This is a genomic window from Actinomadura nitritigenes (assembly GCF_017573545.1).
Taxonomy (GTDB): domain Bacteria; phylum Actinomycetota; class Actinomycetes; order Streptosporangiales; family Streptosporangiaceae; genus Spirillospora; species Spirillospora nitritigenes.
This window is the reverse complement of record NZ_JAGEOK010000003.1, coordinates 215954-242950: the sequence shown is the minus strand read 5'-3', so window position 1 is coordinate 242950 and position 26997 is coordinate 215954. Positions and strand designations below refer to the sequence as shown.

Sequence of the window (26997 nt, the reverse complement as noted above, 5' to 3'; positions counted from 1 at the left end):
TCAGCCCTCGCCCCGCCGCGTCGGCACGGTCTCGTCCTTGCGGGTCGTCGGGGTCTCGGCGCCGCGCGTCCGGACGGTCTTGGTGGAACGGGTGTCGAGCGTCATCTCGTCGGCCTTGTCGACGTCGCGCTTCAGCCGGACGGTCCCGGTGACCGGGTCGACGACGTCCACGACGCGGCGCAGCAGCGCGGTGATCTCCTCGTTGCCGGCCTGGTCGGCCAGCACGACCGCGCGGCCGAGCCGCGCGGTGGCGGTGTCGACGTCGCCCTTGCCGCGGGCCTCCAGGCCCTCCTGGATGGCCTGCGCCAGCTCGGCCTGCCCGGTGTAGTCGGCGACCCGCGGGTTGATCTTGGTGGAGAGGGCCTCGTCGTCGGTCCACTGCGCGAGGACGTTCCCGGTCGCCAGCACCTGCGCCTCCTCGCCGGGGGCGCCCGGCACGACCAGCTTCACCCAGGCGGCGCGGACCTCCTTGCCGACCTCGCCGGGCGGCACCTCGACGCAGACGTGGTAGTCGCGGCTCTCCGCGCCCCACGCGCCGAGCGGGTAGTCGCCGGCCTGCGGCGCCGACTCCACCCGCTTGCCGCTGAGGTCGTCCACCGACGGCATGACCTGCTTGACGAACTTCAGCGTCGCGGTCTTCGGCGTCCACACCCGCAGCGCCACGTCCGCGACGGCCTTGCCCATCGCCGCCTCCGTCATCGCCCGGAAGTCGGCGGCGAGGTCGTTGGTGTCGCGGATGAACTCGACGCTGCCGAGCAGCGCGGACGCGATCCGGCGCAGCTCGGCGACCTCCCAGTCGGTGCCGATGCCGCGGCAGTCGCAGACGAACCGGCCCGCGCAGCGCGCCAGCGCGGCGTTGAGCTGCTCGGGCGTCTCGTGCTGGTTCTTGCCGTCGGTCAGCAGGATCGCCTGCCGGATCGCGCCCGGCCGGGCGTCGAAGATCTGGTCGGCGAGCCGCAGCCACGACCCGATGGCGGTGCCGCCGGACGCCTTCAGCCGCTTCAGCTCCTGCTTGGCGCGCTGCCGGGCGCCGTCGGTGGCCTTGACCAGGCCCGGCTGCTGCGGGAAGACCATCGACGCGGAGTTGGAACCGGAGACGATGGCGAACTCGACGCCGTCGCGCAGCGTGTCCACCGCGGTCTGCGCGGCGGCGACCGCGGCGCGCAGCTTGCTGTCCGGGTACGACATCGAGCCGGACGTGTCGATGATGATCACCACGGCGGCGTCCACCGAGGACGGCGACGGCAGCGCCGGGCCGGTCGCCTCGACGGACACGATGGCGTGCACCTCGCGGCCGCCCGCGGGCAGGTACTTGTTCTGGTCGACCTTGATCGTGAATTGCGGCTGCTCGCTCATCGGTGCTGCTCCGTGCTCTCGGGGTGCGTGCGCGCGGGGACTGGGGGAGAGGGGAAGGGGATGACCGCGACGGTGATGTTGTCGCGCCCCCCGGCGTCGAGGGCGTGCCGCACGAGCGTCCGCGCGGCGCCGAGCGGGTCGGCGGCCGGGTCGGGCCGCTCGCCGGGGCCGCCGAGGAGGGCGGCCAGGTCGGCGGCCGCCGGGAAGTAGTTCCACAGGCCGTCGCTGCACACCAGCAGCGTGCCGGGGCCGGTCGGGCGGAACGTCGCGACGTGCGGCCGGACCTCGCCCGCGTCCGCGCCCAGCCAGGCGGTGATGACGTGCGCGTTCGGGTGCGCCTCCGCCTCGGCCTCGGTCAGCGCGCCCTGCGCCACCATGATCGCGGCCCACGAGTCGTCCTCGGTGAGCTGGCGGGACGCGCCCAGCTCGGCCATGTCGCCGGTGCTCGGCTCGGTGTCGCCGGTGTTCGGCTCGGTGTCGTCCGGGCCGAGGCCGTCGGGCCGCGTCGCGTCCGGTCGGGTCTCCTCCGTGTCGGCCGTCCCGTCCGGGCCGGCGGACAGCCAGTAGGCCCGGCTGTCGCCGACCCAGCCGACGGTCAGGGCCGCGCCGCGCGTCACCGCCGACACGTACGTGCACGACGGCGCCTCCGACGGGGACGCGGCGAGCGCCGCGACCGCGCCGGCCGCCTTCAGCGCGGCGGCGCGGGTCGCCTCCTCGGGGTCGTGGCCCGCGTCCAGCAGCGCCGCCAGCTCGGCGGCGGCGGTGTCGGCGGCCGCGCGGGACGCCTCGTCCGGACGCTGCGACGAGCCGACCCCGTCCGACACGACCGCCACGACGCCCGCGGCGTGCGCGGCGAGGGCGAGCGCGTCCTCGTTGCGGCTGTAGCGGCGGCCGCGGTCGCTGGCGCCCGCGGCGGCGAGCGGGCCGGACCCGTTCGCGTCCGGCCCGGCGGATCCGCCGGCCGCCGGAAGGCCGATCTCGACATGGTCGCGTTCGGCGGGCTGGCGCAGGCCGCACCGCTCGCAGTAGCCGTCCGCGTCGATCGCCGCGCCGCCGCACTCCGGGCACGGGCGGGCCTCGCCCGCCGCCCGGCGCCGGGCGAGCGAGGCGGAGCTCTGCCGGATCGTCGCGCCCTCCCGGGGCGCCGCGCCGCTCTCCCCGGGATCCGCGGGCGGCGGGTCGCCGAGCTTGTGCCCGCAGTTCTCGCAGAACACGTAGCCCGGGTAGACGATCTCGCCGCACACCGGGCAGGTCGGCTCGGCGGGCTTGGCCGCGGCCGTGCCGTCGACGGGGGCGGCGGTCGGGTCGTCGGTCACAGCAGCGTCCTCGGGCGTACGGCGTTGGCGGAGTCGATGAGCAGGCGGGACTCGGCGCGGTCGCGGGAGCGGCGCGCCAGTTCCCGGTACGTGCGCTCCAGCCGGCGCCGCAGCGGGGTCTCGGCGAGCGGCGCGCCCATGAGCGCGCCGCCCTGGGCGCCGCCGGGGGCGCCGTTGCCGGAACCGGCGGGCAGCCAGTCGAGCGCGGCCTCCAGGATCTCGGTGGCGAGCCGGTCGTGCCGCTCGTCGTCCAGGTCGAGGCCCTCCAGCCGCTCGCCCGCCGCGACCAGCTCGGCCGCCGTCAGGTCCGCGGGCGCGCGGCCGCGGACCGCCGTCGCGACGGCCGCGACCTGCGCGGGGACGTACCGGATGGAGATCTTCGGCACCGCGTCCAGGGCCTGCACCGCCGCGGCGCGGCGGCCCGCGGCCAGGTGCACCCGGGCCAGCCCGAACGCCGCCGTGAGGTAGCCGTGGTCGGTCCGCCACACCAGCTCGAACAGCCGGACGGCCTCGTCCGGCGCGGAGTGCTCGCGGCAGTAGGCGAGGCCCAGCTTCGGCGCCGCCTCGCCGGGCAGCAGCCCGTAGAGCCGGTCGAAGCTCCGCTCGGCCTCGGCGATCCGGCCGGCGGCGAGGAGCGACACGGCGTGGAACCAGTCCACCCGCCAGTCGCCGGGAAGGCTCTGCGCGAGCCCGTCCAGCAGCGCCGACGCCTCGTCGGCCCGCCCCGTCTCGATCTTGACGCGGGCGAGCGCCAGCATCACCTCGGGCGTGCGCTCCGGCGCGCCCTCCAGCACCGGGCCGAGCTGCTCGTCGTCCAGCGCGGTCAGCCCGGCCAGGAACGCGGCGGCCGGATCGGCGCCGTCGACCAGCGGCACCGGCAGCGAAGACGCCGCGATCTCCGGCGGGACGGGCGGCAGCGCGGACTCGGCCGCCAGGTCGCCCGCCATCCACGGGTCGAAGCGCTCCGGCCCGAACAGCGCGGACGGCGCGGGACGCGGCGCGCCCTCCTCGGCGGCCAGCACCTCCCGCAGCACGCCGGTGAGCTGCTCCGCCATCTCGGCCGCGTCCTGGAACCGCTCCGCGGGGTCCTTGTGCGTCGCCCGGCGCAGGAACCGGTCGTAGGACTCGAACCTCTGGAGCAGCGACACCTCCTCGCGCGGCGGCAGGCTCTCCGCGTACGCCCGGGTGTAGCCCTTGAACGGGAAGCTCAGCACGGCCAGCGCGCGCCCGACCGTGTAGAGGTCGGAGCTGATCGACGGGCCGACGTCGGCGATCTCCGGCGCCTGGTAGCCGATCGTGCCGTAGATGGCGCCGTCCGGGTCGTCCAGCCGCCGGACGCCGCCGAGGTCGATGAGCTTCAGCTCCTCCTCGGACTGGATGACGTTGTCGGGCTTGAAGTCGCAGTAGACCAGGCCCTTGGCGTGCAGGTAGTCGAACGCGCGCAGCACCTCGAGGCCGTAGGCGATGGCCTGCGTGAGCGGCAGGTGCTTCTCGCCGGTGGGCTGCGGCTGCTCCAGCAGGATGTCCTTGAGTGACTGGCCGCCGACGTACTGCATGACGATGTAGCCGTCGCCGTCGTGCTCGACGAAGTTGTAGATCTTGACGATGTTCGGGTGCTCGACCTCGGCGAGGTAGGCGCGCTCCGCCGCGGCGGCGGCCATGGCGTCGGCGTCGCCGGTGTCCAGCAGGCCCTTGAGCACCACCCACCGGTTGCTGACGTTCTTGTCCTGCGCGAGGTAGATCCAGCCGAGCCCGCCGTGCGCGATGCAGCCGAGCACGCTGTACTGCCCGCCGACCAGGTCGCCGGGGCTGAGCTTCGGGGTGAAGGAGAACCCGGTGCCGCACTTCGGGCAGAACCCCTCGGTGCGGCCCGGCCGGTCGGGGCGACCGCGACCGACGGGCTCGCCGCAGTTGGAGCAGAACCGCTTGCCCTCCGCGACCTGCGGGTCGCTCATCACCGCCGAGGACGGGTCCCGGTACGGGACGCGCGGCACCTCGACGAGGCCGGCGCCGAGCATCCCGCGCCGTCCGGACGACCGCGACGAGCCGGTGCGGGTGCTGCCGGTCCGGGTCGTGCCGCTCGTGCCGCTCGTGCCGCTCGTGCCGGTGGAGGCGGACGGCTGGTCCGGGGGCGAGCCGCACTCGTCGCAGTAGCCGTCGACGATCGTGCCGGAGCAGCCCGGCTGGCGGCACTTGTCGTCCGGCGGGGCCGGCGCGCCGGACGACCCGGACGGCGCCTGCGCGGCGGCGGCCGGGGCGGCGGCCGAGCCGCACTCGTCGCAGTAGCCGTCCACGATCGTGCCGGAGCAGCCGGGCTGGGTGCAGGCGTTCCCCGCCCCGGGCCCCGATGCGGGTGAACCGGACGCGGGTGAACCGGAGGCGGGCGACGCGTTCGGCGAGGCGGGCGGCATGCCGCATATGACGCAGTAACCGTCCTCGATGGTTCCGCCGCAGCCCGGCGCGGTGCACTGGCTCAACGTTCCGCTCCCTTCGCCCGCGAGGTGATGGCCTGCTGGTAGCCCGACAGCGTCACGGTCGCCTCGCGCAGGTCGCACGGCGAGGTCCAGAGCAGCTCGCGGGCCCGCTCGTAGATCGCGGCGAGTTCGGCGTCCTCGGACCCGCCGAGGCGGGCGGCCTTCGCCCGGTACGCCTCCAGCCGTCCGCGCAGTTCCTCGCGCCGGTCCAGCAGCCCCCGGATCACCTCGACGTCCCGGCGGGCCTGGTCCAGCGCGGCGTGCATCGCCCGGTCCAGGTCCGTGACCCGGTCGGCGAGGTCGTTCCAGCCGCCGCCGCGGGCCGCCGTGCCGTGCGGCGGCCGGCCGACGGCCGCGAGCCGGTCGGCCAGCGTGGCGGACATGTCCGGCAGGTCGGGCAGCACCGGCGAGGCGATCTTCGCGAGCACCTCGTCGCGGACGCGGCGCGCCTCCGCCTCCGTGCCGCGCAGCGCGTCGAGCACGGCCGCGATCCCGGCGATCCGGTCGGCGAACCCCTCGCGCAGCCGCACCGCCTCCTCGAGGCCGCGTCGCACGTCCGCCAGCGCGGTGCGCAGCGCGTCCAGCCGTCCGGTGTCGGCGCGCCCGCCCGTCGCCAGCGCCAGCGGATCGGCGCGCACGAGCGCGGCCGCCGTGCGCAGCTCGGCGGTCAGCCGGTCCAGGTCGGGGTCCGTGCCGCCCAGCGAGGCCAGCAGGTCGGCGGCGGCGCGCTGCTCGGCCTCCACCTCGGCGAGCCGGGACAGCAGCGCCGACCAGACGGCGTCGAGCGCGGCGACGGTCTTGGCGACGTCCTCGTACAGCGGCGTCATGCGCGCGACGACCGCCTGCAGCGTCAGCCTCTCGCCGGACGGGACGGCCAGCAGCGTCCGGCGCTCCAGCGGGACCTCCTCGGCCGGCAGCTCGACCGACGGCCCGGCCAGCAGCCGGGTCAGCTCGGCGAGCCGCGCCCGGTCCGGCCGCGGGTGGAGGGCGCGCAGCCGCTCGGCCTCGCCGAGCGCGCGCCCGTAGTGGTCGAACAGCGCCCAGATCTCCGCCATCCGCGACCGCACCTCGGCCTGCACGCGCCGCGTCTCCCCGTCCACCGCCGCGCCGTCCAGCAACTGGTACCCCGGGTGCCCCTCCAGTTCGAGCAGGGCCGTGCTGATGCGGTCCCTCTCCTCGCGCAGGTGCGCCAGCGCCCGGTCGGCCCCGTCCCGGTCCAGCGGGGGCCGGGCCGCCCACGCGTCGTTCACCGCCCGTCCGCGATCATGTGTTCGCCCCCGATTCCCCCGAATAGAGCACGTTTTGGGCCACAGTGTTCACCATGCAGCGTGGGCATCTCAAGCGAGCCCGCGATCGGAGCGCGCCGCGCCTCCCGCCCTGCGTCAGGTGACGCTTTCCGGGCGTTCCCGCCACTGCGAAATGTCAGTGTTCGAACGTATGATCGAACCATGGCGAACGTTGCGACGCACCTTCGGACCACCCCCGCGCACGACGCGGCCGGCACCGTGCTCACCGCCGCCGAGATCGCGGCCCTCGCGCTCTCCCTCGCGCACCTCGGCGCCGGCCCGCAGGCCGCCACCGCCCGCCGCGCCCTGCGGTCCCTCCTCGACAACGCCGGCCACGACGACGTGGTCGCCGCGACCCTGGCCACCCTCACCGCGCCCCTGGACGCCTCCACCGCCGACCGCGCGCGCGTCATCGCCGCGGCCATCACCGAGCACCGCGTCGTCCGGCTCTGCTACGGCGACGCCGGCGCGAACGTGACGATCCGCGAGGTGGAGCCCGTCACCTGCCTCGTCCACCGCGACCACTGGTACCTCGTCGGCTGGTGCCGCATGCGGCGCGGCGTCCGCGCCTTCCGCTTCGACCGCATCCTGGCCGTCGAGTCCACCGGCCTGCCCTCGCGCCCCCGCCGCGCCGACCGCTACCTGCCCTTCCAGCGCCGGACGGCGCACGCGGCCTGACGGGGGACCGGGCCGGCGCCGCCCCTGCCGCGGGGCGCCGCCCTGCCGCAGGACGCGGCGCCGGCCCCGCACGGCCCGCCCGACGAGGCGGCCGGTCGTGCGGGCCGGCCGGCCCGCCGCCGTCCCCGAGGGGCTGCCGCTGGTCGCCACCGTCTCCCAGCTCGCGGCGTCGCGGCGGCTGGGCGTGCTGGTGCGCTCCACGCGGGCGCTGGAGGCGCTCGGCCGGGTCGACACGCTCTGCTTCGACAAGACCGGCACCCTCACCGAGGGGCACCTGCGCGTCGTCCGCGCATCCGGCCCAGCCCCGAACCGTCCGGACGGGCCGGACGCGCGGGGTCAGTGGGCGGCGTCCATCACCGCGGCGATGCCGGCGCCGGTCGTGACGAGCCGCTGGTACTCCGGCCGCCGCAGCTCGCCGCCCATGAACGGGTACGGGTTGCGGTGGACGGCCGGGCTCGGCGCTTCGCTGAGCGCGGCGAAGTGGATCTCCCGGGCGCCGGTCTCCGCGACGACGCGGGCGACGTTGCGGTCGTTGATGCCGCCGCCCGGCATCACCACGATGCGGTCGCCGGCGCGCCGGACCAGCTCGGCGATGAGCGGCGCGCCCTCCAGCGCGCTGGCGTCCTGGCCGGAGGTCAGGACGCGGGCGACGCCGAGCTCGACGAGGGTCTCCAGCGCGGCGAACGGGTCGGCGGTCATGTCGAAGGCCCGGTGGAAGGTGACGGGCAGGCCGCCGGCGGCCGCGATGAGCCGCTCGGTGACCGGGCGGTCGACCGCGCCGTCCGGGGTGAGCGCGCCGATCACCACGCCGTGGACGCCGGCGTCGCGGGCGAGCGCGACGTCGTGCTCCATCGCCGCGATCTCGTGCTCGTCGAAGATGAAGTCGCCGCCGCGGGGCCGGATGATGACGTGCACACGGATCGACGACACGGCCGCGAGCGCGGCCCGCACCGTTCCCAGCGTGGGGGTGAGCCCTCCGTCGAACAGCGCCGTGCACAGCTCCACGCGCTGGGCGCCCGCCTTCTCGGCGGCGATGGCGCCGGCGACGCTGTCGATGCAGATCTCGTGGGTGAGGCTCACTGGTGTCCTTCCAGGGTGATGCGGATCTCGCCGACGGGACGCCCGCCGCCGAGGACGGGAACGGCGCCCAGCGCGGCGGCCGGGGCGGTGTCGGCGCCGAGCGCGGCGAGGGCGCGCAGCGCGATGGCGGTGGTGGCGCGGGGACTGCCGTCGATGACCTTCACCGCGACGGCGAAACCGTCCGCGGTCGCGGCGACGAACACGCCCTCCGCGCCGCCCTTGGCGACGCAGCCGGGCAGCAGCCGCATGAACTCGGTATTGGCGTGCCCGGTCCCGCCGACGTACTCGGGGTGGGCGCGCATGGCGTCGGCGACGGCGCGGTACGGGCCGTCCGCGCGGACGAGGGTGACCATCGCGCGGGCGAGCCCGGTGAGGGTGAGGCCGAACAGCGGCGCGCCGCAGCCGTCCACGGCGACGGGCGACGGCGTCTCGCCGGCCGCCTCGCCCATGACCCGCGCGACCCGGCGTTGCAGCGGGTGATCGGGGTCGAGGTAGGTGTCGAGCGGCCAGCCGTTGGCGGCGCAGGCGGCGAGCATCGCGGCGTGCTTGCCCGAGCAGTTCATCCGCTCGCGCGAGGCGCCCTCGCCCGCGCTGATCAGCGCGGCCTTCGCCGGCTCGTCCTCGGGCCAGGACGGCGGGCAGCGCAGCGCGTCCGCGCCGAGGCCGGCGTCCGCGAGGATCGCCTCGACCGCCTTGACATGGAAGTCCTCGCCGGTGTGGCTGCCGGCGGCGATGGCGAGGCGCTCGCCCGCCAGCGGCGCGCCCGCCGCCAGGCACGCCGCGGCCTGGAACGGCTTGGTCGTCGAGCGCGGCAGGACGGTCTCGTCCACGTTGCCGCGCGCGTAGGCGACGGTGCCGTCGGGGGCGACCCCGGCGACGCTGCCGTAGTGGCGGCTCTCGGTGAAGCCGTTGCGGACGACCTCGGCCAGCACGTCGTACATCGGGTTCCTCGTCAGGGTCGGGCCGCGCCGGGCGCGGCGTCGGCGGTGGTGGGGGCGGCCGCCGGGACGGCTTGGCGGACGGCGCGGGACGGCCGGGTCCGCTGCCGGGCCTCCAGCGTCCGCGCGAGCTTGGCCAGCGACGCGTTGATCACCAGGTAGACCAGCGCGATCACCAGGTAGGTCTGGATGAGCAGGTGGTTGTAGTTCGCCAGCACCTTGCCGCTGTAGAGAAGCTCGGAGTAGCTGACGACGTAGCCGAGCGAGGTGTCCTTCAGCAGCCCGGCGGACTGGCTGACCAGCGACGGCAGCACCCGCCGGGCCGCCTGCGGCAGCACGATCAGCCGCATCGCCCGGCCGCGGGTCAGGCCGACCGCGAGGCCCGCCTCCAGCTGGCCGCGCTCCACCGACCGGATCCCGGCGCGGAAGATCTCGGCGAACGCGGCGGCGTTGGACACCGACAGCGGGACGACGAGCTTCCAGAACAGCGGCAGGTCGGCGCCGTAGCGGGGGAGCGCGAACAGGACGACGTACACCAGCAGCAGGGCCGGGATCGTCCGGACGATCTCGACGTAGGCGGCGGACGGGACGCGCAGCCACCGGGACGGCGAGATCCGCCCGAGCGCCAGGGCGATCCCGGCCGCCGCGGCGAGCGCGATCGACACGGCGGCGGCCTGCACGGTGGACCGCAGGCCCTCCAGCAGGTACCGCCACATCGGCCACGTCCCGTACGGGCGCCACCGGTCGGCGGCGAGCTGGCCGTTGTCGGCGAACTGCCGCAGCGCGAGCGCGACGAGCACGGCGCCGAGCAGGACGGCCAGCGCGGTGGCGATGCGGATGCGGCCGCGGGCGCGCGGACCCGGCTCGTCGAACAGCAGCCGCGAGGACGGTGCGCTCATCGCAGGATCGCCAGCTTCCGGTCGAGGGCGCCGGTCGCGAGCCCGACGACCGCGGACAGCGCCATGTACGCCAGGCCGGCCGTCACGAAGATCCAGATCGGCCGGGCCTCGGCCAGGTTGACCCGGTTCGCCGCGGAGGTCAGTTCCACCACGCCGACCGCGGCGGCCAGCGCGGTGTTCATCAGCGTCATGATCGCGATGTTGCCGAGCGGCTGCACGACCGTGCGCAGCGCCTGCGGCAGCACGACCAGGCGCAGCGACTGGACGAAGGTGAGCCCGAGCGCGCGGGCGGCCTCGCCCTGCCCCGCCGGCACCGCGTTGATCCCGGACCGGATCGCCTCGGCCGTGTACGCGCCCTGGTAGAGCGCGATCACGACGACCGAGGTGGTGAACAGCCCGGCGATCACTCCGATCTCCGGCAGCCCGAACACGGCGATGACGAGCCACACCAGCAGCGGGACGTTCTGCAGGACCTCGACGTAGGCCATCCCCGCGGCGCGCAGCACGCGCACCGGGGAGACCCGCATCGCGGCCACCGCGATCCCCGCGACCAGCGCGCCGGCCAGCGCCAGCAGCGTCAGCTCGACGGTCAGCAGCAGGCCGTGGCCGAGCTCGGAGAGATGGTCGGTGATGACGTTCATGGCAGGACGAGGCCCCCTCTCACGCGCGGATCCCTCTCATTCGCGGGCCACCGCTCACTGCGAGCCCGGCGCCGACCCGAGCGCGGGCGGCTGCGGCGCGTCGCCCTGCACGACCGTCCCGATCGAGTTCTTCCAGACCTTCGCCCACAGCCCGGACGCCTCGATCTTCTGCAGCCAGTCGTTGACGAACTGCTTCATCTGCGCGTCGCCGTGCTTGAGGCCGATGCCGTACGGGTCGCTGGTGAACGGCCGGCCCTGGATCTTGACGGTGGGGTCCTGCTTGGCGGTGGCCAGCAGCACCGCCTCGTCCTGGACGTAGGCGTCGCCGCGGCCCTGCTTGAGCGCCTGCACGCACTCGGGGTCGCTGCCGAACGTGATGATCTTGGCGTCCGGGGCGGCCTTCTTGATGGCCGGGATCGCCGGGGTGTTGGCGCCCGCGATGACCGTCTTGCCCTTCAGGTCGGCGGGCGAGGCGATGCCGCTCTTGTCGCTCTTGGTGGCGATGACCAGGCCCGAGCTGTAGTACGGCCCGGCGAACGCGACCTGCTTGGCGCGTTCCGGCGTGATGCTGTACGTCTGCAGCACCACGTCCACGGTGCCGTTGGACAGCAGCGCCTCCCGGGTCTCCGACGCCGAGTTCACGATCTTCACGTTCGGCTTGCCGATGATGTACTTGGCGAGCAGCCGGCCGAAGTCGGCGTCGAGCCCCTCGACCTTCTTCGTGGCCGGGTTCTGCTGGGACAGCAGCGGCGCGTCCAGCGAGCCGCCGACGATGAGCTGCCCGCGCTTCCTGATCTTCTCCATGGTGGAGCCGGCCGGCAGGTCCGACGCGACCGGCGCAGCGGCGACCAGGTCGTCCTGCTTCCCGCCGCCGGCCCCGGGCACGGCCTTGCCGGAGTCGCCGCCGGAGCAGGCGGTCAGGCCCGCCAGCGACAGCGCGGCGACCGCGACCGGCACCGCCCACCGCAGCCCCGCAGGGGTACGCACCATGATCAACAACCTTTCTCGGGTGGCGCGCCATGGGCGGCGCGCCGGGGGGTGGAACCGGGCCGGGACGAGGCGGCTAGTGGCTGAGGACCTTGGCCAGGAAGTCCCGGGCCCGGTCGGTGGCGGGGGAGTCGAAGAACGCGGCCGGCGCCCCGGTCTCCACGACCTCGCCGTCCGCCATGAACACCACCCGGTCGGCGACCTGGCGGGCGAAGCCCATCTCGTGGGTGACGACGACCATCGTCATGCCGTCGCGGGCCAGGCCCGTCATGACGTCCAGGACCTCGCCGACCATCTCCGGGTCGAGCGCGGAGGTCGGCTCGTCGAACAGCATCGCCTTCGGCCGCATCGCCAGGGCGCGCGCGATCGCGGCGCGCTGCTGCTGGCCGCCCGACAGCTGCGCGGGCAGCTTGCCGGCCTGCGCGCCGATGCCGACCCGGTCGAGCAGCGCGCGGGCGTGCCGCTCGGCCTCGGCGCGCGACACCCCGCGCACCCGGGTGGGCGCGAGCGTCAGGTTCTCCAGGACGGTCTTGTGCTGGAAGAGGTTGAACGACTGGAACACCATGCCCACGTCCGCGCGGAGCCGGGCCAGCGCGCGGCCCTCGGCGGGCAGTTCCGCGCCGTCGATGCGGACCGCGCCCGCGTCCGGTGTCTCCAGCCGGTTGAGGCAGCGGCAGAGCGTGGACTTGCCCGACCCGGACGGGCCGATCACCACGACCACCTCGCCGCGGGCGACGTCCAGGTCCACATCGCGCAGCGCGGTGTGGTCGCCGAAACGCTTGTACAGGCCGCGTACCTCGATCATTCGGTCATCCTCGATCCAACTTCCTTCGAAATCGAAGTCGAAGAGGACATTAGAACTCCAAATCGACGTAAGTCAACGCATTGCTGTATCAAGTTCGCGCATGCTATCTATCTGGGGTGCGCAACAGCAGAGACGACGGACCGGCTCCCGGAGCGGACCGCCAGCGGAGTGGAGGGAACCGGTCCGTCAGGCCTTTGCGGGGGGGCGCGGGGGGTCGCCCCCCGCAAGAGACAGGACCGGCCGCGCTCGTACGGCTGGTCGCCACCGGCCAGGCCGAGTCGCGGGCCGAGCTCGCCCGGCTCTCCGGCCTCGCCGCCTCCAGCGTCTCGCTGCGCGTCGAGCAGCTCATCGAGGCCGGCCTGTTCGCCGAGGAGGGCGCCGGGGCCTCGCGCGGGGGCCGGCGGCCCCGGCGCCTGCGCCTCGCCCGCGAGGCCGGCGTCTTCCTGGTCGCCGACCTCGGCGCCCACCACGCCCGCCTCGCCGCCCTCGACCTCACCGGCACCCCGCGCGCCCTCGCCGACCTCGCCTGCGACATCTCCGTCGGGCCCGAGGCCACCCTCGCCGCCGTCATCGACAGCCTGCGCGCCCTCGCCGCCGAGCACGGCCTCGCGGACGTGCCCGTCCGCGGCGTCGGCATCGGGCTGCCCGGCCCGGTCGACCCGGCCACGGGCCAGGTCGTCTCACCGTCGCGGATGCCCGGCTGGAACGACTTCCCCGTCCGCGAGTTCGTCGACGCGCACGCCGGCATCCCCGCCCTCGTCGAGAACGACGCCAACCTGATGGCCGTCGGCGAGCACCGCCGGTCCTGGCCCGACCTCGACAACGTCATGGTCATCAAACTCGGCAGCGGCATCGGCTGCGGCGTCATCGTGGACGGCCGGCTGCACCGCGGCCGCGGCGCGGCCGGCGACATCAGCCACGTCCGCATCCGGTCCGAGGCGACCGTCGACTGCTCCTGCGGTCACCCCGACTGCCTGGAGGCGCACGCCAGCGGCGCCGCCCTCACGGCGTCCCTCGCCGCGCAGGGCATCACCGCGGAGTCCCCGGCCGAGATCGTCGACCTGGTCGCCGACGGCGTGCCGCAGGCCACCGCCGCGGTGCGCAACGCCGGGCGCCTCATCGGCGACGTCCTCACCGCGCTGGTCAACTTCTTCAACCCCGACGCCCTCGTCATCGGGGGCAGCCTGTCCAACGCCGAACCGCTCGTCGCGACGATCCGCGGCGCCATCTACGAGCGCTGCCTCCCCCTCGCCACCCGCAACCTGGAGATCGCCACGTCCCGCGCCGGCCGGGACGTCGGCATCCTCGGCGCCGGCCACCTCCTCCTCGACCACTCCGCCGAGTGGATCGACCGCACTCTGGACCGCTGACCGCCGCGGCCGCCACCGTGTTACGTTCCGGGCGTGCCGTCCCCGGCCCGGAAGAGGGATCTGCCATGGCGACCGCGCCCCCGACCTGGCCCGTGTCCGTCAAGGGCGTCGCCGTCGCCGGCGGCCGCGTGCTGCTGCTGGAGAACGAGCGCGCGGAGTGGGAACTGCCCGGAGGTCGCATCGAGCGCTCGGACGCCACCCCGGAGGCGACCCTGGAGCGGGAGATCGCCGAGGAGACCGGATGGAGCGTCGAGGCCGGCCCGCTGCTGGACGTGTGGATCTTCCAGCCGCTGCCCGCCACGCTGCCCGAGGCCCGCGTCGTCATCGTCACCTACGGGTGCACGGTGCTGACGCCGGACGTCGAGCCGGCGGTGAGTTCCGAGCACTCACGGCTCGGGCTGTTCACCGCCGGCGAGGTCGACGCGCTGCCCATGCCCGACGGTTACAAGCGGTCCGTCCGCAGCTGGTACGCACGGCTGTGAGCCGGGCCGGGACCCGGGGCCGGTTCCTCACCTCCCATGCTGATGCGCTTCGAACAGGCCAAGGCGCGGGGGATCCGGCGATGATCAGGCGGGTGGCGGGGCCGCTCGATCACCGGCGGGCGGTGGGTCAGTGGGACTCGAGGGTGCGGGTCTGGCGGATGGCCTTCCAGCTCTTGGGGGTGGACTTCAGTGTGACCTGCTGGGGCGGGGCCGCAGGGCGGCCGGGGGTGTAGAGCCAGGTCTGGAAGAGGCTCCCCAGGTCCTTGCCGGAGATCTTCTCGGCCAGGGCCTCGAACTGGGCCGTGGTGGCGTTGCCGTAGCGGTGCTGCGCCGCCCACGTCCGGAGGACGGTGAAGAACGCCGCGTCGCCGACCGTCGCGCGCAGGGCCTGGAGGGTCAGCGCGCCGCGGTCGTACACCGCGTCGTCGAACTGGTGCTCGCCGGGGCCCGGGTCACCGGCCTTGACCTGCCAGAACGGGTCGTCGGCCGGGTAGCTGTCGTAGGTCTTGCGGGCGACCTCGGCGGCGGTGCCCTGGCCGGTCTTCTCCGACCACATCCACTCGGCGTACGTGGCGAAGCCCTCGTTCAGCCAGATGTCGCGCCAGGTGGTGAGCGAGACGCTGTCGCCGAACCACTGGTGGGCGTTCTCGTGCACGATGAGGTACGGCCGGACGCCGGTGGAGAAGGCGGCGGGGCTGTAGAAGACCCGGGTCTGCTCCTCCAGCGAGAAGTGCGACGTGACGTTCGGGACGTAGCCGCCGATCGAGGTGAACGGGTAGGGGCCGAAGACCGTGCTCTCCCAGTCGACGACCTCGGGGGTGGTCTCGACGCTGGCCTTGGCCGCCTTGAGCAGGGCCGGGGCGACGTCGGGGCTGTAGGCGGTGATCACGGGCAGGCCGCTCTTCGTGCGGCCCCTGTGGACCTCGAACCTGCCGACCGCGAGGGTCGCCAGGTACGTCGCCTCCGGCTTGGCCTCGTGCCACCTGTCGGTGGTCCAGCCGCCTGCGGTGCGGGTGCCGCGGGGCTCGCCGTTGCTGATCGTCTGAAGGCCCTCGGGCACGGTGACGGTGATGTCGTAGGTGGCCTTGTCGAGCGGGTGGTCGTTGCTGGGGAACCACCACCAGGCGCTCTCCGGCTCCTGGGCTGCGACGGCGCCGTCGGGGGTTTTCGCCCAGCCGACGTAGCCGTTGTACTTCTTCGTCGACGGCACGCCGGAGTAGGTCACCGTTATGTGCATGGGCGCGCCCTTCCGCAGGGCGCGGGCCGGGGTGATCACCAGCTCGTGCGCGCCGGACGTGGTGAACGCCGCCCTGCGGCCGTTGACCGTGACCGACCGCGTGTCGAGCAGGAAGTCGAGGTCGAAACGGGTGAGGTCCTGGGTGGCCCGGGCCGTGATGCGGGCGGTGCCCTGCAGCGTGTCGGTGGCGGGCTGGTACTTCAGGGCGAGGTCGTAGTGGGAGACGTCGTATCCGCCGTTCCCGTAGTCCGGATAGTAGGGGTCGCCGATTCCTGGCGCGCCGGGCCCGGCGGCGGCGCCGGCCGCGGTGGCGGACAGCAGGACGGCGGCGGCGCCGGCGGGGATGGCGAGAAGTCGCGTTCTTTTCATCTGGGAGCCTCCGGTCGCGTTCGTACCAGCGGTCCTGATCTTCGCAGCAATCGCCGCCGCCGTGAAGCTGCCCACATCAGCGGTCCCGGGCCGGGGACCGTTTTGCCAGGACCGCCGGTCCGCGGACGGTATCCGTGGAAGGTTCCGATGCCGTGCGGGCCCCGGAACGCGGTGGAGACGGCCGCGTTCGACGAGATGGTCGCCGCGTGGAAAGCGGGCGCCCGGCCGCCGCTCCTGATCGGGCGGTCAGCGACTGGTTACTGGAACGGCTCGTAGAACGAGTCGACCGCCGGCTGCCCGGTGTAGTTCGGACCCGCCTGGTCGTCGGCGCCCAGGTAGCGGAACGGCAGCCGCACCTCGCGCCGCCCTCGCAGGGAGATCCGCTGGCGCCGCCCGTCGTACCGGAACCCCGCCGCGCGCAGCGCCGCCGCGACCCGCCGCCCGCCCGGAGCCCTGCTCGGAGACCGGTCCGGAGCCTCGCCGGAGGACCCGTCCGCGAGCCGGACGCTTGCGGCGTCGAAGTTCGCCACCAGCAGCCCGTCCGCGCTCAGCCACGACGCGGCGCGCGCCAGGACGCCCAGCTTGTCGCCGACGTAGTGCAGGCCGTGCACGCACGTGATCAGGCCGTACGGCCCGTCCGGCGCCCACTCGGCGACGGACGCCGTGACCAGCCGCACGGCGCTCGCCGCGGGCAGGAAGCGGCCGGCCAGGTCGACGCCCGTGATCCGCGCGCCAGGACGCCGGACGGCGGCCTCGGCCAGCGCCCGTCCCGCGCCGCAGCACAGGTCGAGCCAGCCGCCGCCGATCTCCGCGAGCACGTCGATCCCGAGTTCCCGCCCGTACGACCTGAGCGTCCGCTCCCGGTTCATGGCGCAGTTGGCCACCACCGGCGACCCTTGCAGTGTCATCTCGTCCAGCCGCCGCTCCATGCCCGGATTCTGGCAGCGCGCGGCCCGGCGACGGCGGGCGCCCGAAGAACTAGCATTGCGGCGGTGAGCGCGCGGGACGTCCTTGAGCATCTGCAGCGGCTCGGCATGTCCGGATACGAGGCCAAGGCGTACGTGGCCCTCGTCGGGGCGGGCAGGCCGGTCAACGGGTACGAGGTGGCGAAGCGCTCCGGGGTCCCGCGCAGCACGGTGTACGAGACGCTCGGCAAGCTGGTGGCGCGGGGCGCCGCCTACGAGCTGCGGGGGTCGTCGGACGCGACCGAGTACCTGCCGCTGCCGCCCGACGCGCTCCTCGACCGGATGCGGCGGGAGTTCGACGGGTCGGTGGCCGTGCTGCGGTCGGCGCTGCCCGCCGTGGCGGCGGCCCCCGAGGGCCACCTGATCCACGGGCTGAAGGACGCCGAGGCCATGCTGGACCGGGCGGAGGACGTGGTCGCCGGCGCCCGCCGCGACCTGTTCATGTCGGTGTGGCCGGAGGAGATGCGGCGGCTGCGGGAGGCCGTCGTCGACGCCGCCGGACGGGACGTCGAGGTGTCGGTGGTCTCGTTCGGCGAGGGCGCCGATCCCTTCGGCGGGTACGGGACGGGGGCCGTCTACCAGCACCGGTACTCCGCGCCCGAGGCCGTCCTTGAGGATCTCGGGTACCGGCTCCTGGTGGTCGTCGGCGACCGGCGGGAGGCCGTCGTCGGCGGGTTCGGCGAGGGCGGGGCGTGGGGGATCTACACGGCGGACCCGGCGGTCGCGCTGATGGCGGCCGAGTACGTCCGGCAGGACATCGCCCTGCAGATCCTCGCGGACCGGGTCGGCGGCGGGGAGCTGGACCGCCTGTTCGCCACCGACCCCGGCCTCCTGCGCCTCCTCGGCCGCGGCCGCCACTGACGCGGTCAGGCGGTGGTGCGGCGGACGGCGTCGGAGACGACGGCGGTCACGTCGCGGGTGCGGGCGTACACCGCGCGTTGCACCTGGGCGCCGTTGCCGCGGGCCAGGAGGTGCTGCAGCAGCCGGGTGGCCGTCTCCAGGTCGCCCGCGCGGTCGAGCGCCGGGCCGAGATGCTCCAGCAGCGCGCGGACGACCTCGTGGACGGGCGCGGCCCGGCGGGTCGCGGGGTGCACGAGGTCCTCGCGCAGCCCGGACCGTCCGGCCCGCCACATCGCCAGCCGCATCAGGTCGGCGCGGACGGGGTCGGGCGGCTCGCCCGCGTGCCACGACTCGGCGGCGGTGTCGACCATGGCGCGGACCAGCGCGGCCATGAGCACGGCGTCGTCGGCGCGCATGCACACGTCGGGGACGCGGATCTCCACGGTGGGGTAGCGGCGGGACAGCCGCGCGTCGAAGTAGATCATCCCTTCGTCGACGAGCGCGCCGGTGGCCAGCAGCGCCTCGACGGTCGCGCGGTAGGCCTTGGCGGAGCCGAACAGCTCGGTCGGGCCGCTGGACGGCCACCGCCCCCACACCTGGTAGCGCCAGCTGTCGTAGCCGGTGTCGGCGCCCTGCCAGAACGGGGAGTTGGCGCTGAGGGCCAGCAGCGCCGGCAGCCAGGGCCTGATCCGGTCGAGGACGGCGACGCCCTCGTCCGGCGTCGCGACGCCCACGTGGACGTGGCATCCGCAGGTGAGCTGCTCGTCGGCGGTGGGGCCGTAGGCGTCCGACATGCGCTGGTAGCGGTGCAGCGGGGACAGCGACGGGCGGACGGCGACCGGCGAGGTGCCGAGGGCGGCGACCGCGATGCCGACGCCCGCCGCGGCCTGCGCCGCCGCCTGCCGCGCCGATCTGACGTGCGCCGACACCTCGTCGAGGGTGCGGCAGACCGGGGTGCAGGTCTCCAGCTGCTCGCGCTGGAGCTCGCATTCCAGCGGCTCGGACCACCGCCCGCCGTTGAACAGGACCTCGTCGTGGCGACGGGCGTACTGGAGGACGGAGCCGGAGACCGCCTGCGGCACGCCGCTGACGGGGTCGACGAGAAGGAGCTCCTCTTCCACCCCGAAGGTGCGCATGCCCGCCGAACTGCGAAGTGTCACCAGATGGTTGTGCCCTCAGCGCACTGAAGTACCTCCTCCAGGTGACATCCGGATGGCCGGAGGAGGCGCCCGAAGGGCGCGGAACGGGCTAGCGGACGGCGCCGGGAGCCGCTTGGGCGAGGACGACGATGAACGAGGCCGTCACCATGACCGGACCGCGGTCCAGATGGTCCAGCCAGCGGCGGGCGGCGTCCCGGTCCAGATGGCCCGCCTCGACGGCGCGGCCGGTGTTCCGGCGCAGCCCGAACACCTGTTCGGCCGTGGCCGGGTCGCGGACCACCGGAGCCGCGTTCAGCACCGACAGGACCGCGAACCCCGCCGCCTCCGCCAGCCGCGGGACCTGCCGCCCCATCGCCCGGTTCCGGTTGGCGCTCCCGGCGACGAACCGGGTGAACGCCAGGCTCGTCTCCAGCTCGGGGTGGTCGATCGCGAGGGTGTCCCAGTCGGGTTCGGCGAGCGCCAGCAGCCCGCCCGGCCGCAGGACGCGGTGCAGCTCGCCGAGGGCGCGGGACGGGTCGTCCAGGTGCATCATCACCCGGTCCATCCGGGCCCGGTCCACGGCGCCGGCGTCCAGCGGGAGGGCGTGCGCGTCGGCCCGCTCCACCCGGACGCGCGGCAGGGCCGCGGTGCGGCGGCGCGCCTCCTCCGCCATGGCCGCGTCGTGGTCGACGCCGATCACGGTGCCGGACGGCCCGGCCGCGGAGGCGAGCGCGGCCAGGTCGGTGCCCGGCCCGCAGCCGGCGTCCAGCACCGTGTGGCCGGGCTCGATGGAGAGGGCCTCCAGCATGTGGCGCTTGTAGGCGTGCGCCACGTCCGTTCCGGCGACCCCGTCGAGATAGTCGATGCTCGCTGCCATGCGGCGATCAAACCAGCCGGATGTGGAGGAGATGTGCGCTCACGGTGCCAGCCATGTGCGCAGCAGCGCCCCCGTCTCCTCCAGGCGGTCGATGTAGAGCATGTGGCCGGACTCGATCTCGCTGATCGTCAGAGCGTTCCCGAGGGCGGCGCGGCAGTCCACGACGAACTCCGGCCGCACCAGGTCCGCGAGGGTCGCGATCACCAGGTGGGTCGGCAGGCCGGCGGGCGGCGGGACGTGGGGGCGGGCCATCTCCGAGTACGCCGCGACGATCGCGGCCCGCTCGTAGCGCCAGCGGGTGCGGCCGTCCGGGCCGTGCTCAAGGTGCGCGCCGACCTCGTCGTTCACGGTCTCCTCGGAGGCAAGGGACCAGCGCGCCACCAGCGACGCGCGCGCCTCGACGGCGTCCGCGAAGGACACCTCGGCCATGTACCGGCGCGCGGTGCTCGCGGCGTCCTCCGGGGCGAGGCCGATCGCCGGGTCCAGCAGGACGAGCCGCCGCACCCGGTCCGGCGCGGTCCGCGCCAGATGCACCGCGATCATGCCGCCGTAGGAGTGCCCGACGAGGTCGGTCCTCTCCAGGCCCTCGGCGTCCATGACCGCGAGGACGTCCTCGACGTGCTGCTCGACGCCCCACGGCGGCAGGTGCGGGGAGCGGCCGTGCCCGCGCAGGTCGGGCGCGAGGGTGTACCGGTCCGCGAGGTACCGCTCGGCCGTCCGCCGCCACCGGGCCCCGTGCCCCGTGACGCCGTGCAGGGCGACCAGCGGCTCCCCCGATGGATCTCCGTACCGATGAACATGCAACGCCGCGTCCGTCATGCTGGAAAGGGTAAACGCGGAGTAAGCCCCGGGCCCGCCGTTCGCCGATCGCCTCCCGCCGGTCTCCGGCCTCCCGCGCGGGTCAGGAGCGTTCCCAGCGGACGGAGCTGAGCGCCAGCAGGGCGACGTGGAGGGAGACGCACGACTCGACGTCGTCGAGGTCGGCGTCGAGGACCCGCTCGATGCGGCGGAGCCGCTCGTAGAAGGCCGGGCGGGACAGGTGGGCCTGCTGGGCGGCGACGGCCTTGTTGCGCCCGGACTCCAGGTACAGCTCCAGGATGCGGGTCAGGTCGCTGCCGCGCTGGGCGTCGTACTCCAGCAGCGGGCCGAGCTCGCGCTCGACGAACGTCTGGACGCGGGCGTCGTCGCGCAGCAGGTGCAGCAGGCCGCGCAGCCGCAGGTCGGGCAGCCGGTAGAACAGCCGGGTTCCGGAGCCGCGGGCGGCGACGTCGGCGACCTGCTCGGCCTCCAGGAACGAGCGGCGGACGTCGCGGATCGTCTCCACCACGGACCCGGCGGCCATCACGGTGTCGCCGCCGGACTGCTTGCGGATCCGGGTGGCGACCTCGGTGAGCGCGGTCTCGGCGTCGGCGCGGGCGGGCAGCGAGGCCAGCACGCCGACCCGGGCCTGCGGCCCGCCCTCGTCCAGCACGCCGACCAGGGCGGCGAGGCGGGCGTCCTTGCAGGCGGCGGCGGCCGTCTCGGCGAGCGCCGACAGCTCCCCGACGGGCGGCGCGGACCCGCGGGCCGGGTGGGCGGGGCCGCGGGGCCGCAGCACGGCGCCGAGCAGCCGGCGGCCGGACAGCGGCACGCCCAGCGCGCGGGCGCGCGCGGCGGCCTCCTGCGGGTCGGAGTAGGCGTGCGCGAGGATCCGGGCGATGATCGTGCCGTGCGCCTGCCGCTCGACGCTCTCGGCGTGCCGGTCCAGCAGCCGGCCGAGCGCGAGGGTGGTCGCGGCCCGCTCGATCAGCACGGTCTCGCGCGGCGACGGCGGCGAGCCGAGCACGATGATCAGCCGGCCCCAGTCCTCGCCGCGGGCGCCGACGGTGGTGACGAGCCAGCCGGACGCGGCGTCGTAGCCGGTGCGGGTCCGGGGCCGGACGGCGCGCGAGCGGGTCTCCCACGCCGACAGCAGCTCGGCGGGGTCGCGGCCGTCGGCGTCGGCGGCCAGCACGCGGTGCGAGAGGTTCTCCAGCACGACCGGGTGCCCGCCGATCGCGGCGACCTGCCGGACGACCTCGTCGGTGGAGGCTCCCTCCACCGACAGCTGGGTGAAGATCTCGTGCAGCTGCTCCGAGGCGCGCAGCTCGGCGAACTGCTCCTGGACGATCCGGGCGTGCACGGACTCGGTGATGTCGACGAACGCCGGCTCGTGCGCCAGCACGACCACGGGGAGGCCGAGGTCCTCGGCGGCGGCGACCAGCGCGGCGGGCGGCCGGCTGGCGTAGCGCCGGCCGAGCTCGATCATCAGGCCGCTGACGCCGACCTCGGCGAGCTCGGCGATGTAGGCGCGCAGCCGCTCCGGCTCGTCGGGCAGCGCGATGCCGGTGGTGAGCACCAGCTCGCCGCCGTGCAGCAGGTGCGCGATGTCGGTGACCTCGGCGACGTGCACCCAGCGGACGAGGTTGCCGGTGCGGTCGGCGCCCGCGACGACGCGCGGCTGCCCGCGGCGGACCGCGTCGAGCTGGAGGACGTCGTCGAGTGTGGGCAGCATCGCCCGCGATGATATCCGACAGCCTGTCAACTCGGGTCGCCGTGAGGTTTACAGGATGTAGGCGCCGGGGGGAGGCGTCCGGCGACGCCGGGTTCCACTCCGTCAACCGGCGGCCCGCTGTCGTGACACTCTGCCGCTGGTCCCGCCGTCGCGCCGGACCGAGACTTGGCACATGTCGGAACACGCGAACCTGCTCCGGCGCCACAGGGCGGTCATGCCGTCCTGGATGGCGCTCAACTACCAGGATCCCATCGAGATCGTCGGCGGCAAGGGAAACCGCGTGACCGACGCCGAGGGCAACGGCTACCTCGACTTCTTCACGGGCATCCTCACCAACATGATCGGGTACGACGTGCCCGAGGTGCGGGAGGCGGTGGAGCGGCAGCTCGCCACCGGCGTCGTGCACACCTCCACCGCCTACCTGCTGCGCGGCCAGATCGAGCTGGCCGAGAAGATCGCCCGGCTGTCCGGCATCCCGGACGCGAAGGTGTTCTTCGCCAACTCCGGCACCGAGGCCAACGAGACGGCGCTGCTGCTGGCCGCGTACGCGCGGCGCAGCGACCAGGTCCTCGCGATGCGGCAGAGCTACCACGGCCGCTCGTTCGGCGCGACGGGCATCACCGGCAACCGGGCCTGGACGAACCTGTCCTACTCGCCGCTGAACGTCCACTTCCTGCACGGCGCGGACCGCCACCTCCCGCAGTTCGCCGGCATGCCGGACGAGGCGTACGTCGACGCGTGCGTGCAGGACCTGCGGCACGTCCTCGCGACCGCGACCGGCGGGGACGTCGCGGCGCTGATCGCCGAGCCGATCCAGGGCGTCGGCGGGTTCACGATGCCGCCGGACGGGCTGTTCGCCGCGTACAAGGAGGTCCTGGACGAGGCGGGCATCCTGTTCATCTCCGACGAGGTGCAGACCGCGTGGGGACGGACGGGCCAGGGCTTCTGGGGCATCGACAACCACGGCGTGACGCCGGACATGATGACGTTCGCCAAGGGGCTCGGCAACGGGTTCGCGGTCGGCGGCGTCGTCGCGCGCGGCGACCTGATGGACGCGCTGCACGCCGTCGGGATCTCCACGTTCGGCGGGAACCCGGTCTCGATGGCGGCGGCGAACGCGACCCTCGACTACGTCCTGGACCACGACCTCCAGGCCAACGCCGCGAAGCAGGGCCGGACGATCATCGGCGGGCTGAGGGAGGCGTCGGCGCGGCTCCCCGTCGTCAAGGACGTCCGCGGCAAGGGCCTGATGTTCGCGGTCGAGCTGGCGGACCCGGAGACCGGCGAGCCGAGCCCGCCGCTGGCCGCCGCGCTGATGGAGGCGGCCCGCGAGCGGGGGCTGCTGGTCGGCAAGGGCGGCCTGTACGGCAACGTGGTGCGCATGGCGCCGCCCCTCACCCTGACCGACGCCGAGGCCCTGGAGGGCCTCGGCATCCTGATCGCCTCGCTGGAGTCCGTGACCGCGGACGCCGCGAGGACCGCAACCGGAAAGACCGCCTGATGACCGACGCGCAGTCCCAGAGCAAGCACATCACCCACTGGATCGGCGGCAAGCCGTTCGACGGGGAGGCCGCCCGGCGCGGCGACGTCTACGAGCCCGCGACCGGCCGCGTCGCCGGGCACGTCGACTTCGCCTCCGCCGCCGAGGTGGACGCGGCCGTCGCCGCCGCGAAGGCCGCGTTCCCCGGCTGGCGGGACGCCTCCCTCTCCAAGCGGACGTCGGTGCTGTTCCGGTTCCGCGAGCTGGTCGCCGCGCACCGCGACGAGCTGGCCCGGCTCATCTCGTCCGAGCACGGCAAGGTGGTGTCGGACGCGGCGGGCGAGGTCGCGCGCGGCCTGGAGGTCGTGGAGTTCGCCTGCGGCGTCCCGCACCTGCTCAAGGGCGGGTTCTCGGAGAACGTGTCCACGAGGGTGGACGCCTACTCGATCCTCCAGCCGCTCGGCGTGGTCGCCGGGATCACCCCGTTCAACTTCCCGGCGATGGTCCCGATGTGGATGTTCCCGGTCGCGATCGCGTGCGGGAACACGTTCGTGCTGAAGCCGTCGGAGAAGGACCCGTCGGCGTCGGTGCGGATCGCCGAGCTGTGGGCCGAGGCGGGCCTGCCCGACGGGGTGTTCAACGTCGTCCACGGCGACAAGGCGGCGGTGGACGGCCTGCTGCACCACCCGGACGTGAAGGCCGTCAGCTTCGTCGGCTCGACGCCGATCGCGAAGTACATCTACGGGACGGCCGCGGCGAACGGCAAGCGGGTGCAGGCGCTCGGCGGCGCGAAGAACCACATGCTGGTGCTGCCGGACGCGGACCTGGACCTCGCGGCGGACGCGGCCGTGTCGGCGGGCTTCGGCTCGGCGGGGGAGCGCTGCATGGCGATCTCCGTGGTGGTGGCCGTCGACCCGGTCGGCGACGAGCTGATGGCGAAGATCCGCGAGCGGGTCGCCGGGCTCAAGGTCGGACCGGGCGACGACCCCGAGGCGGAGATGGGACCGCTGGTGACGCGGGCGCACCGCGACAAGGTCGCCTCGTACCTGGACTCGGGGGTCGCGCAGGGCGCCACGCTCGCGATCGACGGCCGCGGGACGCCGGTGCTCGGCGGCGCCGGGGACGGCTTCTGGCTGGGCCCGACCGTCCTCGACCACGTCACCCCGGAGATGGACGCCTACAAGGACGAGATCTTCGGCCCGGTCCTCGCGGTCGTGCGGGCCGGCTCGTACGACGAGGCCATGGAGCTGATCTCCGCGAACCCGTACGGCAACGGCACCGCCATCTTCACCAACGACGGCGGGGCGGCGCGCCGCTTCCAGAACGAGGTGGAGGTCGGCATGGTCGGGATCAACGTCCCGATCCCGGTGCCGATGGCGTACTACTCGTTCGGCGGCTGGAAGGACTCGCTGTTCGGCGACAGCCACGCGCACGGCATGGAGGGCGTGCACTTCTACACGCGCACCAAGGCCGTCACGGCACGCTGGCTCGATCCGAGTCACGGCGGCGTGAACCTAGGGTTCCCCACCAACGGGTGACGGTCTCCGCGTCGTCCGCGCGGTCGGCGTCGTCGCCGGCCGCGCGGCGGCGTACCGCCGACAGGCCGAGGCCCACGGCGAAGCAGGCGAACGGCACCGTGGGGACGACGTAGCGGTAGTCGAAGTCGGCGCTGGCGATGGGGAACAGCAGCAGCGTCGCCGCCGTCCCCCACACCATCAGGACCTCGCGGCGCCGCCCGCGGGCCGCCAGGAAGGCGACCGCCCCGAGCCCGAACACGGCGCCGATCGCCGGTCCCGGCAGGAACCAGTGCCTCTGATAGTCGATCAGGCGGTCCGCGTACGGCCGGACGACCTCGCTCGGCGTGCCCGTCCGGCCGTACCGCATCGCGTCCGCGAGCACGGTGCCCGGCGCGCCGGGCTTGGCGGCGTAGGCGAGCCCGCTGGGGAACAGCTGCGGCCGGCCGGGGAAGTGGTACAGCCGCTCGGTCGTCGAGTTCGGGTAGGGGTACCGGCGCGGGCTGAAGGCGCGCCCGACGCCTTCGCCGACCGCTTCCAGGTAGTCGCCGGGCTGCGCCCGGATCGCGCGGACGGAGAAGTCTCGCAGCGTGCTGTTCGCCTCCGGCGACACCACGGGCGACAGCAGCTCGCGCGGCGGGATGTCGCTGCGCCAGATCAGGTGGCCGGGCGCCTCCCGCCGCTCGTCGGCCGCCGGGGGCAGGCACAGGGCCGCCTCGTCCGGCGGCGGGCGCATCTTCGCGCAGTCGGCGAACCCGGCCGTCCGGCCCCACAGGTAGATGCCGTCGGACGTGGTGAGCGCGTAGGTGCCGCGCCCGGCGTGGAACCACAGCGCGTACGCGACGAGCGGGACCGCGGCGGCCGCGCCGAACGCGAGCGCGGCGCGCCACCCCTGCCGCCACAGCAGGAGGCAGAGCAGCACGACCGGGACCACCGGCGCGCCCGCCGACCGGACCAGCACGGCGTAGCCGAGCAGCAGGCCGGCGGCCAGGGCCGTCCACCACGGCGGGGCCCGCCCGTCGCGGACGCGCCAGAGCAGCAGCGTCAGCGCGCCCGCGATCAGGAACATGAACAGCGTCTCGGACATCAGCAGGTGTTCGAGTTCGATCTGGTACGCGTCGTACAGCACGGGCAGCGTGACGAGGGCGGACGCCCAGGCGGGCAGCCCGGCGCGGCACAGCACCGCGTACGCCATCACGGCGATCGCGAGCCCCATGAGGTGCTGGACGACCACGACGGCGGTCAGGCTGTGCAGCGGTTCCAGCAGCCGCAGCACGAAGGAGTACCCGAGCGTCTTGCTGGGCGACGGCGCGGGCCGCAGCGCGTAGCCGACGTAGAAGTAGGAGTCGCCCGTGAACCACAGCCCGTGCGGGTAGGCGAGCACCGCCGTCCAGCGCAGCGCGGCACCGCCCGCGAGCGCCAGGACGAACGGCGCGTGGCGGAGATACCGACGAAACGCCCAGATAGCAATAAATGGCGCAAAAAGCCTTGACGGCACGCGGGACCGCCTCGCGGTGCTCGATGTCGGAACGCGGGTGCCGGCCACGCTAGCCGCGGGCGGTGACGCGAGGGTGAACGGGGGATTGCGGCCGGTGACCCGCACCGGGGCTCCCGGCGCGAACCGGCAGGCCGGGCCGGGCGTCCGGTACTTTCCCACGGCCGTGGATATCCGTCGTTGATTTTCGTCCGGGCCCTCCCGACGAATAATGGCTCCACCCATTGACGGCGTCT

General features: G+C 74.5%; 23 protein-coding genes. 6 read left to right on the top strand and 17 right to left on the bottom strand.

Annotation, left to right across the window (positions count from 1 at the left end; all coding sequences use genetic code 11):
* The 4 genes from J4557_RS05570 to J4557_RS05555 all read right to left on the bottom strand — a co-directional run bounded on the left by J4557_RS05570 (nt 1) and on the right by J4557_RS05555 (nt 6396).
* A complete protein-coding gene (locus J4557_RS05570) occupies nt 1-1356 on the bottom strand; it encodes a vWA domain-containing protein (RefSeq protein WP_208265290.1) in 1356 nt (451 codons plus the stop codon).
* Entirely contained in the window at nt 1353-2672 is a 1320-nt protein-coding gene (locus J4557_RS05565; protein WP_208265288.1) for a protein phosphatase 2C domain-containing protein, read from the bottom strand. The genes J4557_RS05570 and J4557_RS05565 overlap by 4 nt, the downstream gene beginning before the upstream one ends.
* Nucleotides 2669-4690, bottom strand: a complete 2022-nt coding sequence (locus J4557_RS05560; RefSeq protein ID WP_425544033.1) for a serine/threonine-protein kinase — start codon at nt 4688-4690, stop codon at nt 2669-2671. Before J4557_RS05560 ends, J4557_RS05565 begins: the two co-directional genes overlap by 4 nt.
* A gap of 455 nt (nt 4691-5145) precedes the next feature.
* Nucleotides 5146-6396, bottom strand: a complete 1251-nt coding sequence (locus J4557_RS05555; RefSeq protein WP_208265287.1) for a hypothetical protein — start codon at nt 6394-6396, stop codon at nt 5146-5148.
* Between the two features lie 198 nt (nt 6397-6594).
* Here J4557_RS05555 and J4557_RS05550 point away from each other — a divergent pair, with 198 nt between their 5' ends.
* On the top strand, nt 6595-7110 hold the full coding sequence (locus J4557_RS05550; protein WP_190859819.1) for a helix-turn-helix transcriptional regulator: 516 nt from the start codon (nt 6595-6597) through the stop codon (nt 7108-7110).
* Between the two features lie 336 nt (nt 7111-7446).
* Here J4557_RS05550 and J4557_RS05545 read toward each other — a convergent pair whose 3' ends face one another.
* The 6 genes from J4557_RS05545 to J4557_RS05520 form a co-directional block, all read right to left on the bottom strand.
* Complete coding sequence (locus J4557_RS05545) at nt 7447-8190, bottom strand: copper homeostasis protein CutC (protein WP_208265285.1); 744 nt, start codon at nt 8188-8190, stop codon at nt 7447-7449.
* The gene (locus J4557_RS05540) at nt 8187-9131 is read right to left on the bottom strand and encodes an asparaginase (RefSeq protein ID WP_208265283.1); all 945 of its coding nucleotides are present in this window, start codon (nt 9129-9131) and stop codon (nt 8187-8189) included. The genes J4557_RS05545 and J4557_RS05540 overlap by 4 nt, the downstream gene beginning before the upstream one ends.
* 11 nt (nt 9132-9142) lie before the next feature.
* A complete protein-coding gene (locus tag J4557_RS05535) occupies nt 9143-10027 on the bottom strand; it encodes an amino acid ABC transporter permease (RefSeq protein WP_208265281.1) in 885 nt (294 codons plus the stop codon).
* Nucleotides 10024-10668: an amino acid ABC transporter permease gene (locus J4557_RS05530; protein WP_208265280.1), complete on the bottom strand. Its 645-nt coding sequence runs from the start codon at nt 10666-10668 to the stop codon at nt 10024-10026. The genes J4557_RS05535 and J4557_RS05530 overlap by 4 nt, the downstream gene beginning before the upstream one ends.
* A gap of 54 nt (nt 10669-10722) precedes the next feature.
* The gene (locus J4557_RS05525) at nt 10723-11658 is read right to left on the bottom strand and encodes a glutamate ABC transporter substrate-binding protein (protein WP_208265278.1); all 936 of its coding nucleotides are present in this window, start codon (nt 11656-11658) and stop codon (nt 10723-10725) included.
* Between the two features lie 73 nt (nt 11659-11731).
* Nucleotides 11732-12460 (bottom strand): amino acid ABC transporter ATP-binding protein, encoded by a 729-nt coding sequence (locus tag J4557_RS05520; protein ID WP_208265276.1) that lies wholly within the window; start codon nt 12458-12460, stop codon nt 11732-11734.
* A 194-nt stretch (nt 12461-12654) separates the two neighbouring features.
* Here J4557_RS05520 and J4557_RS05515 point away from each other — a divergent pair, with 194 nt between their 5' ends.
* The gene (locus J4557_RS05515; RefSeq protein WP_208265274.1) at nt 12655-13830 is read left to right on the top strand and encodes an ROK family protein; all 1176 of its coding nucleotides are present in this window, start codon (nt 12655-12657) and stop codon (nt 13828-13830) included.
* Between the two features lie 65 nt (nt 13831-13895).
* Complete coding sequence (locus J4557_RS05510; protein ID WP_208265272.1) at nt 13896-14312, top strand: NUDIX hydrolase; 417 nt, start codon at nt 13896-13898, stop codon at nt 14310-14312.
* Nucleotides 14313-14439: 127 nt separating this feature from the next.
* Here the strand turns inward: J4557_RS05510 and J4557_RS05505 are convergent, their stop codons facing one another.
* Both J4557_RS05505 and J4557_RS05500 read right to left on the bottom strand, forming a co-directional pair.
* Nucleotides 14440-15918, bottom strand: a complete 1479-nt coding sequence (locus J4557_RS05505) for a M1 family metallopeptidase (protein WP_208265270.1) — start codon at nt 15916-15918, stop codon at nt 14440-14442.
* Between the two features lie 257 nt (nt 15919-16175).
* Nucleotides 16176-16847, bottom strand: coding sequence for a class I SAM-dependent methyltransferase (locus tag J4557_RS05500; RefSeq protein ID WP_243775314.1), 672 nt, complete (start codon nt 16845-16847; stop codon nt 16176-16178).
* 63 nt (nt 16848-16910) lie between these two features.
* Here J4557_RS05500 and J4557_RS05495 point away from each other — a divergent pair, with 63 nt between their 5' ends.
* Nucleotides 16911-17744, top strand: coding sequence for a TrmB family transcriptional regulator (locus J4557_RS05495; RefSeq protein ID WP_307799432.1), 834 nt, complete (start codon nt 16911-16913; stop codon nt 17742-17744).
* A 5-nt stretch (nt 17745-17749) separates the two neighbouring features.
* On the opposite strand, the gene J4557_RS05490 is transcribed toward J4557_RS05495, so the two are convergent.
* From J4557_RS05490 to J4557_RS05475, 4 genes are all read right to left on the bottom strand, one after another.
* Nucleotides 17750-18883, bottom strand: coding sequence for a carboxylate-amine ligase (locus J4557_RS05490; protein ID WP_307799430.1), 1134 nt, complete (start codon nt 18881-18883; stop codon nt 17750-17752).
* Nucleotides 18884-18971: 88 nt separating this feature from the next.
* Complete coding sequence (locus tag J4557_RS05485; protein ID WP_208265268.1) at nt 18972-19739, bottom strand: methyltransferase domain-containing protein; 768 nt, start codon at nt 19737-19739, stop codon at nt 18972-18974.
* Between the two features lie 39 nt (nt 19740-19778).
* Nucleotides 19779-20558, bottom strand: a complete 780-nt coding sequence (locus J4557_RS05480; RefSeq protein WP_208265267.1) for an alpha/beta fold hydrolase — start codon at nt 20556-20558, stop codon at nt 19779-19781.
* An 82-nt stretch (nt 20559-20640) separates the two neighbouring features.
* Nucleotides 20641-22272, bottom strand: coding sequence for a PucR family transcriptional regulator (locus J4557_RS05475; RefSeq protein WP_208265265.1), 1632 nt, complete (start codon nt 22270-22272; stop codon nt 20641-20643).
* Nucleotides 22273-22444: 172 nt separating this feature from the next.
* On the opposite strand from J4557_RS05475, the gene J4557_RS05470 reads away from it, so the two are divergent.
* Nucleotides 22445-23773: an aspartate aminotransferase family protein gene (locus J4557_RS05470; protein WP_208265263.1), complete on the top strand. Its 1329-nt coding sequence runs from the start codon at nt 22445-22447 to the stop codon at nt 23771-23773.
* Entirely contained in the window at nt 23773-25290 is a 1518-nt protein-coding gene (locus tag J4557_RS05465) for a CoA-acylating methylmalonate-semialdehyde dehydrogenase (RefSeq protein WP_208265261.1), read from the top strand. Before J4557_RS05470 ends, J4557_RS05465 begins: the two co-directional genes overlap by 1 nt.
* Here J4557_RS05465 and J4557_RS05460 read toward each other — a convergent pair.
* A complete protein-coding gene (locus J4557_RS05460; protein WP_208265259.1) occupies nt 25226-26764 on the bottom strand; it encodes a phospholipid carrier-dependent glycosyltransferase in 1539 nt (512 codons plus the stop codon). The two genes, J4557_RS05465 and J4557_RS05460, sit on opposite strands and share 65 nt — an antisense overlap.
* Nucleotides 26765-26997: the final 233 nt, after the last annotated feature.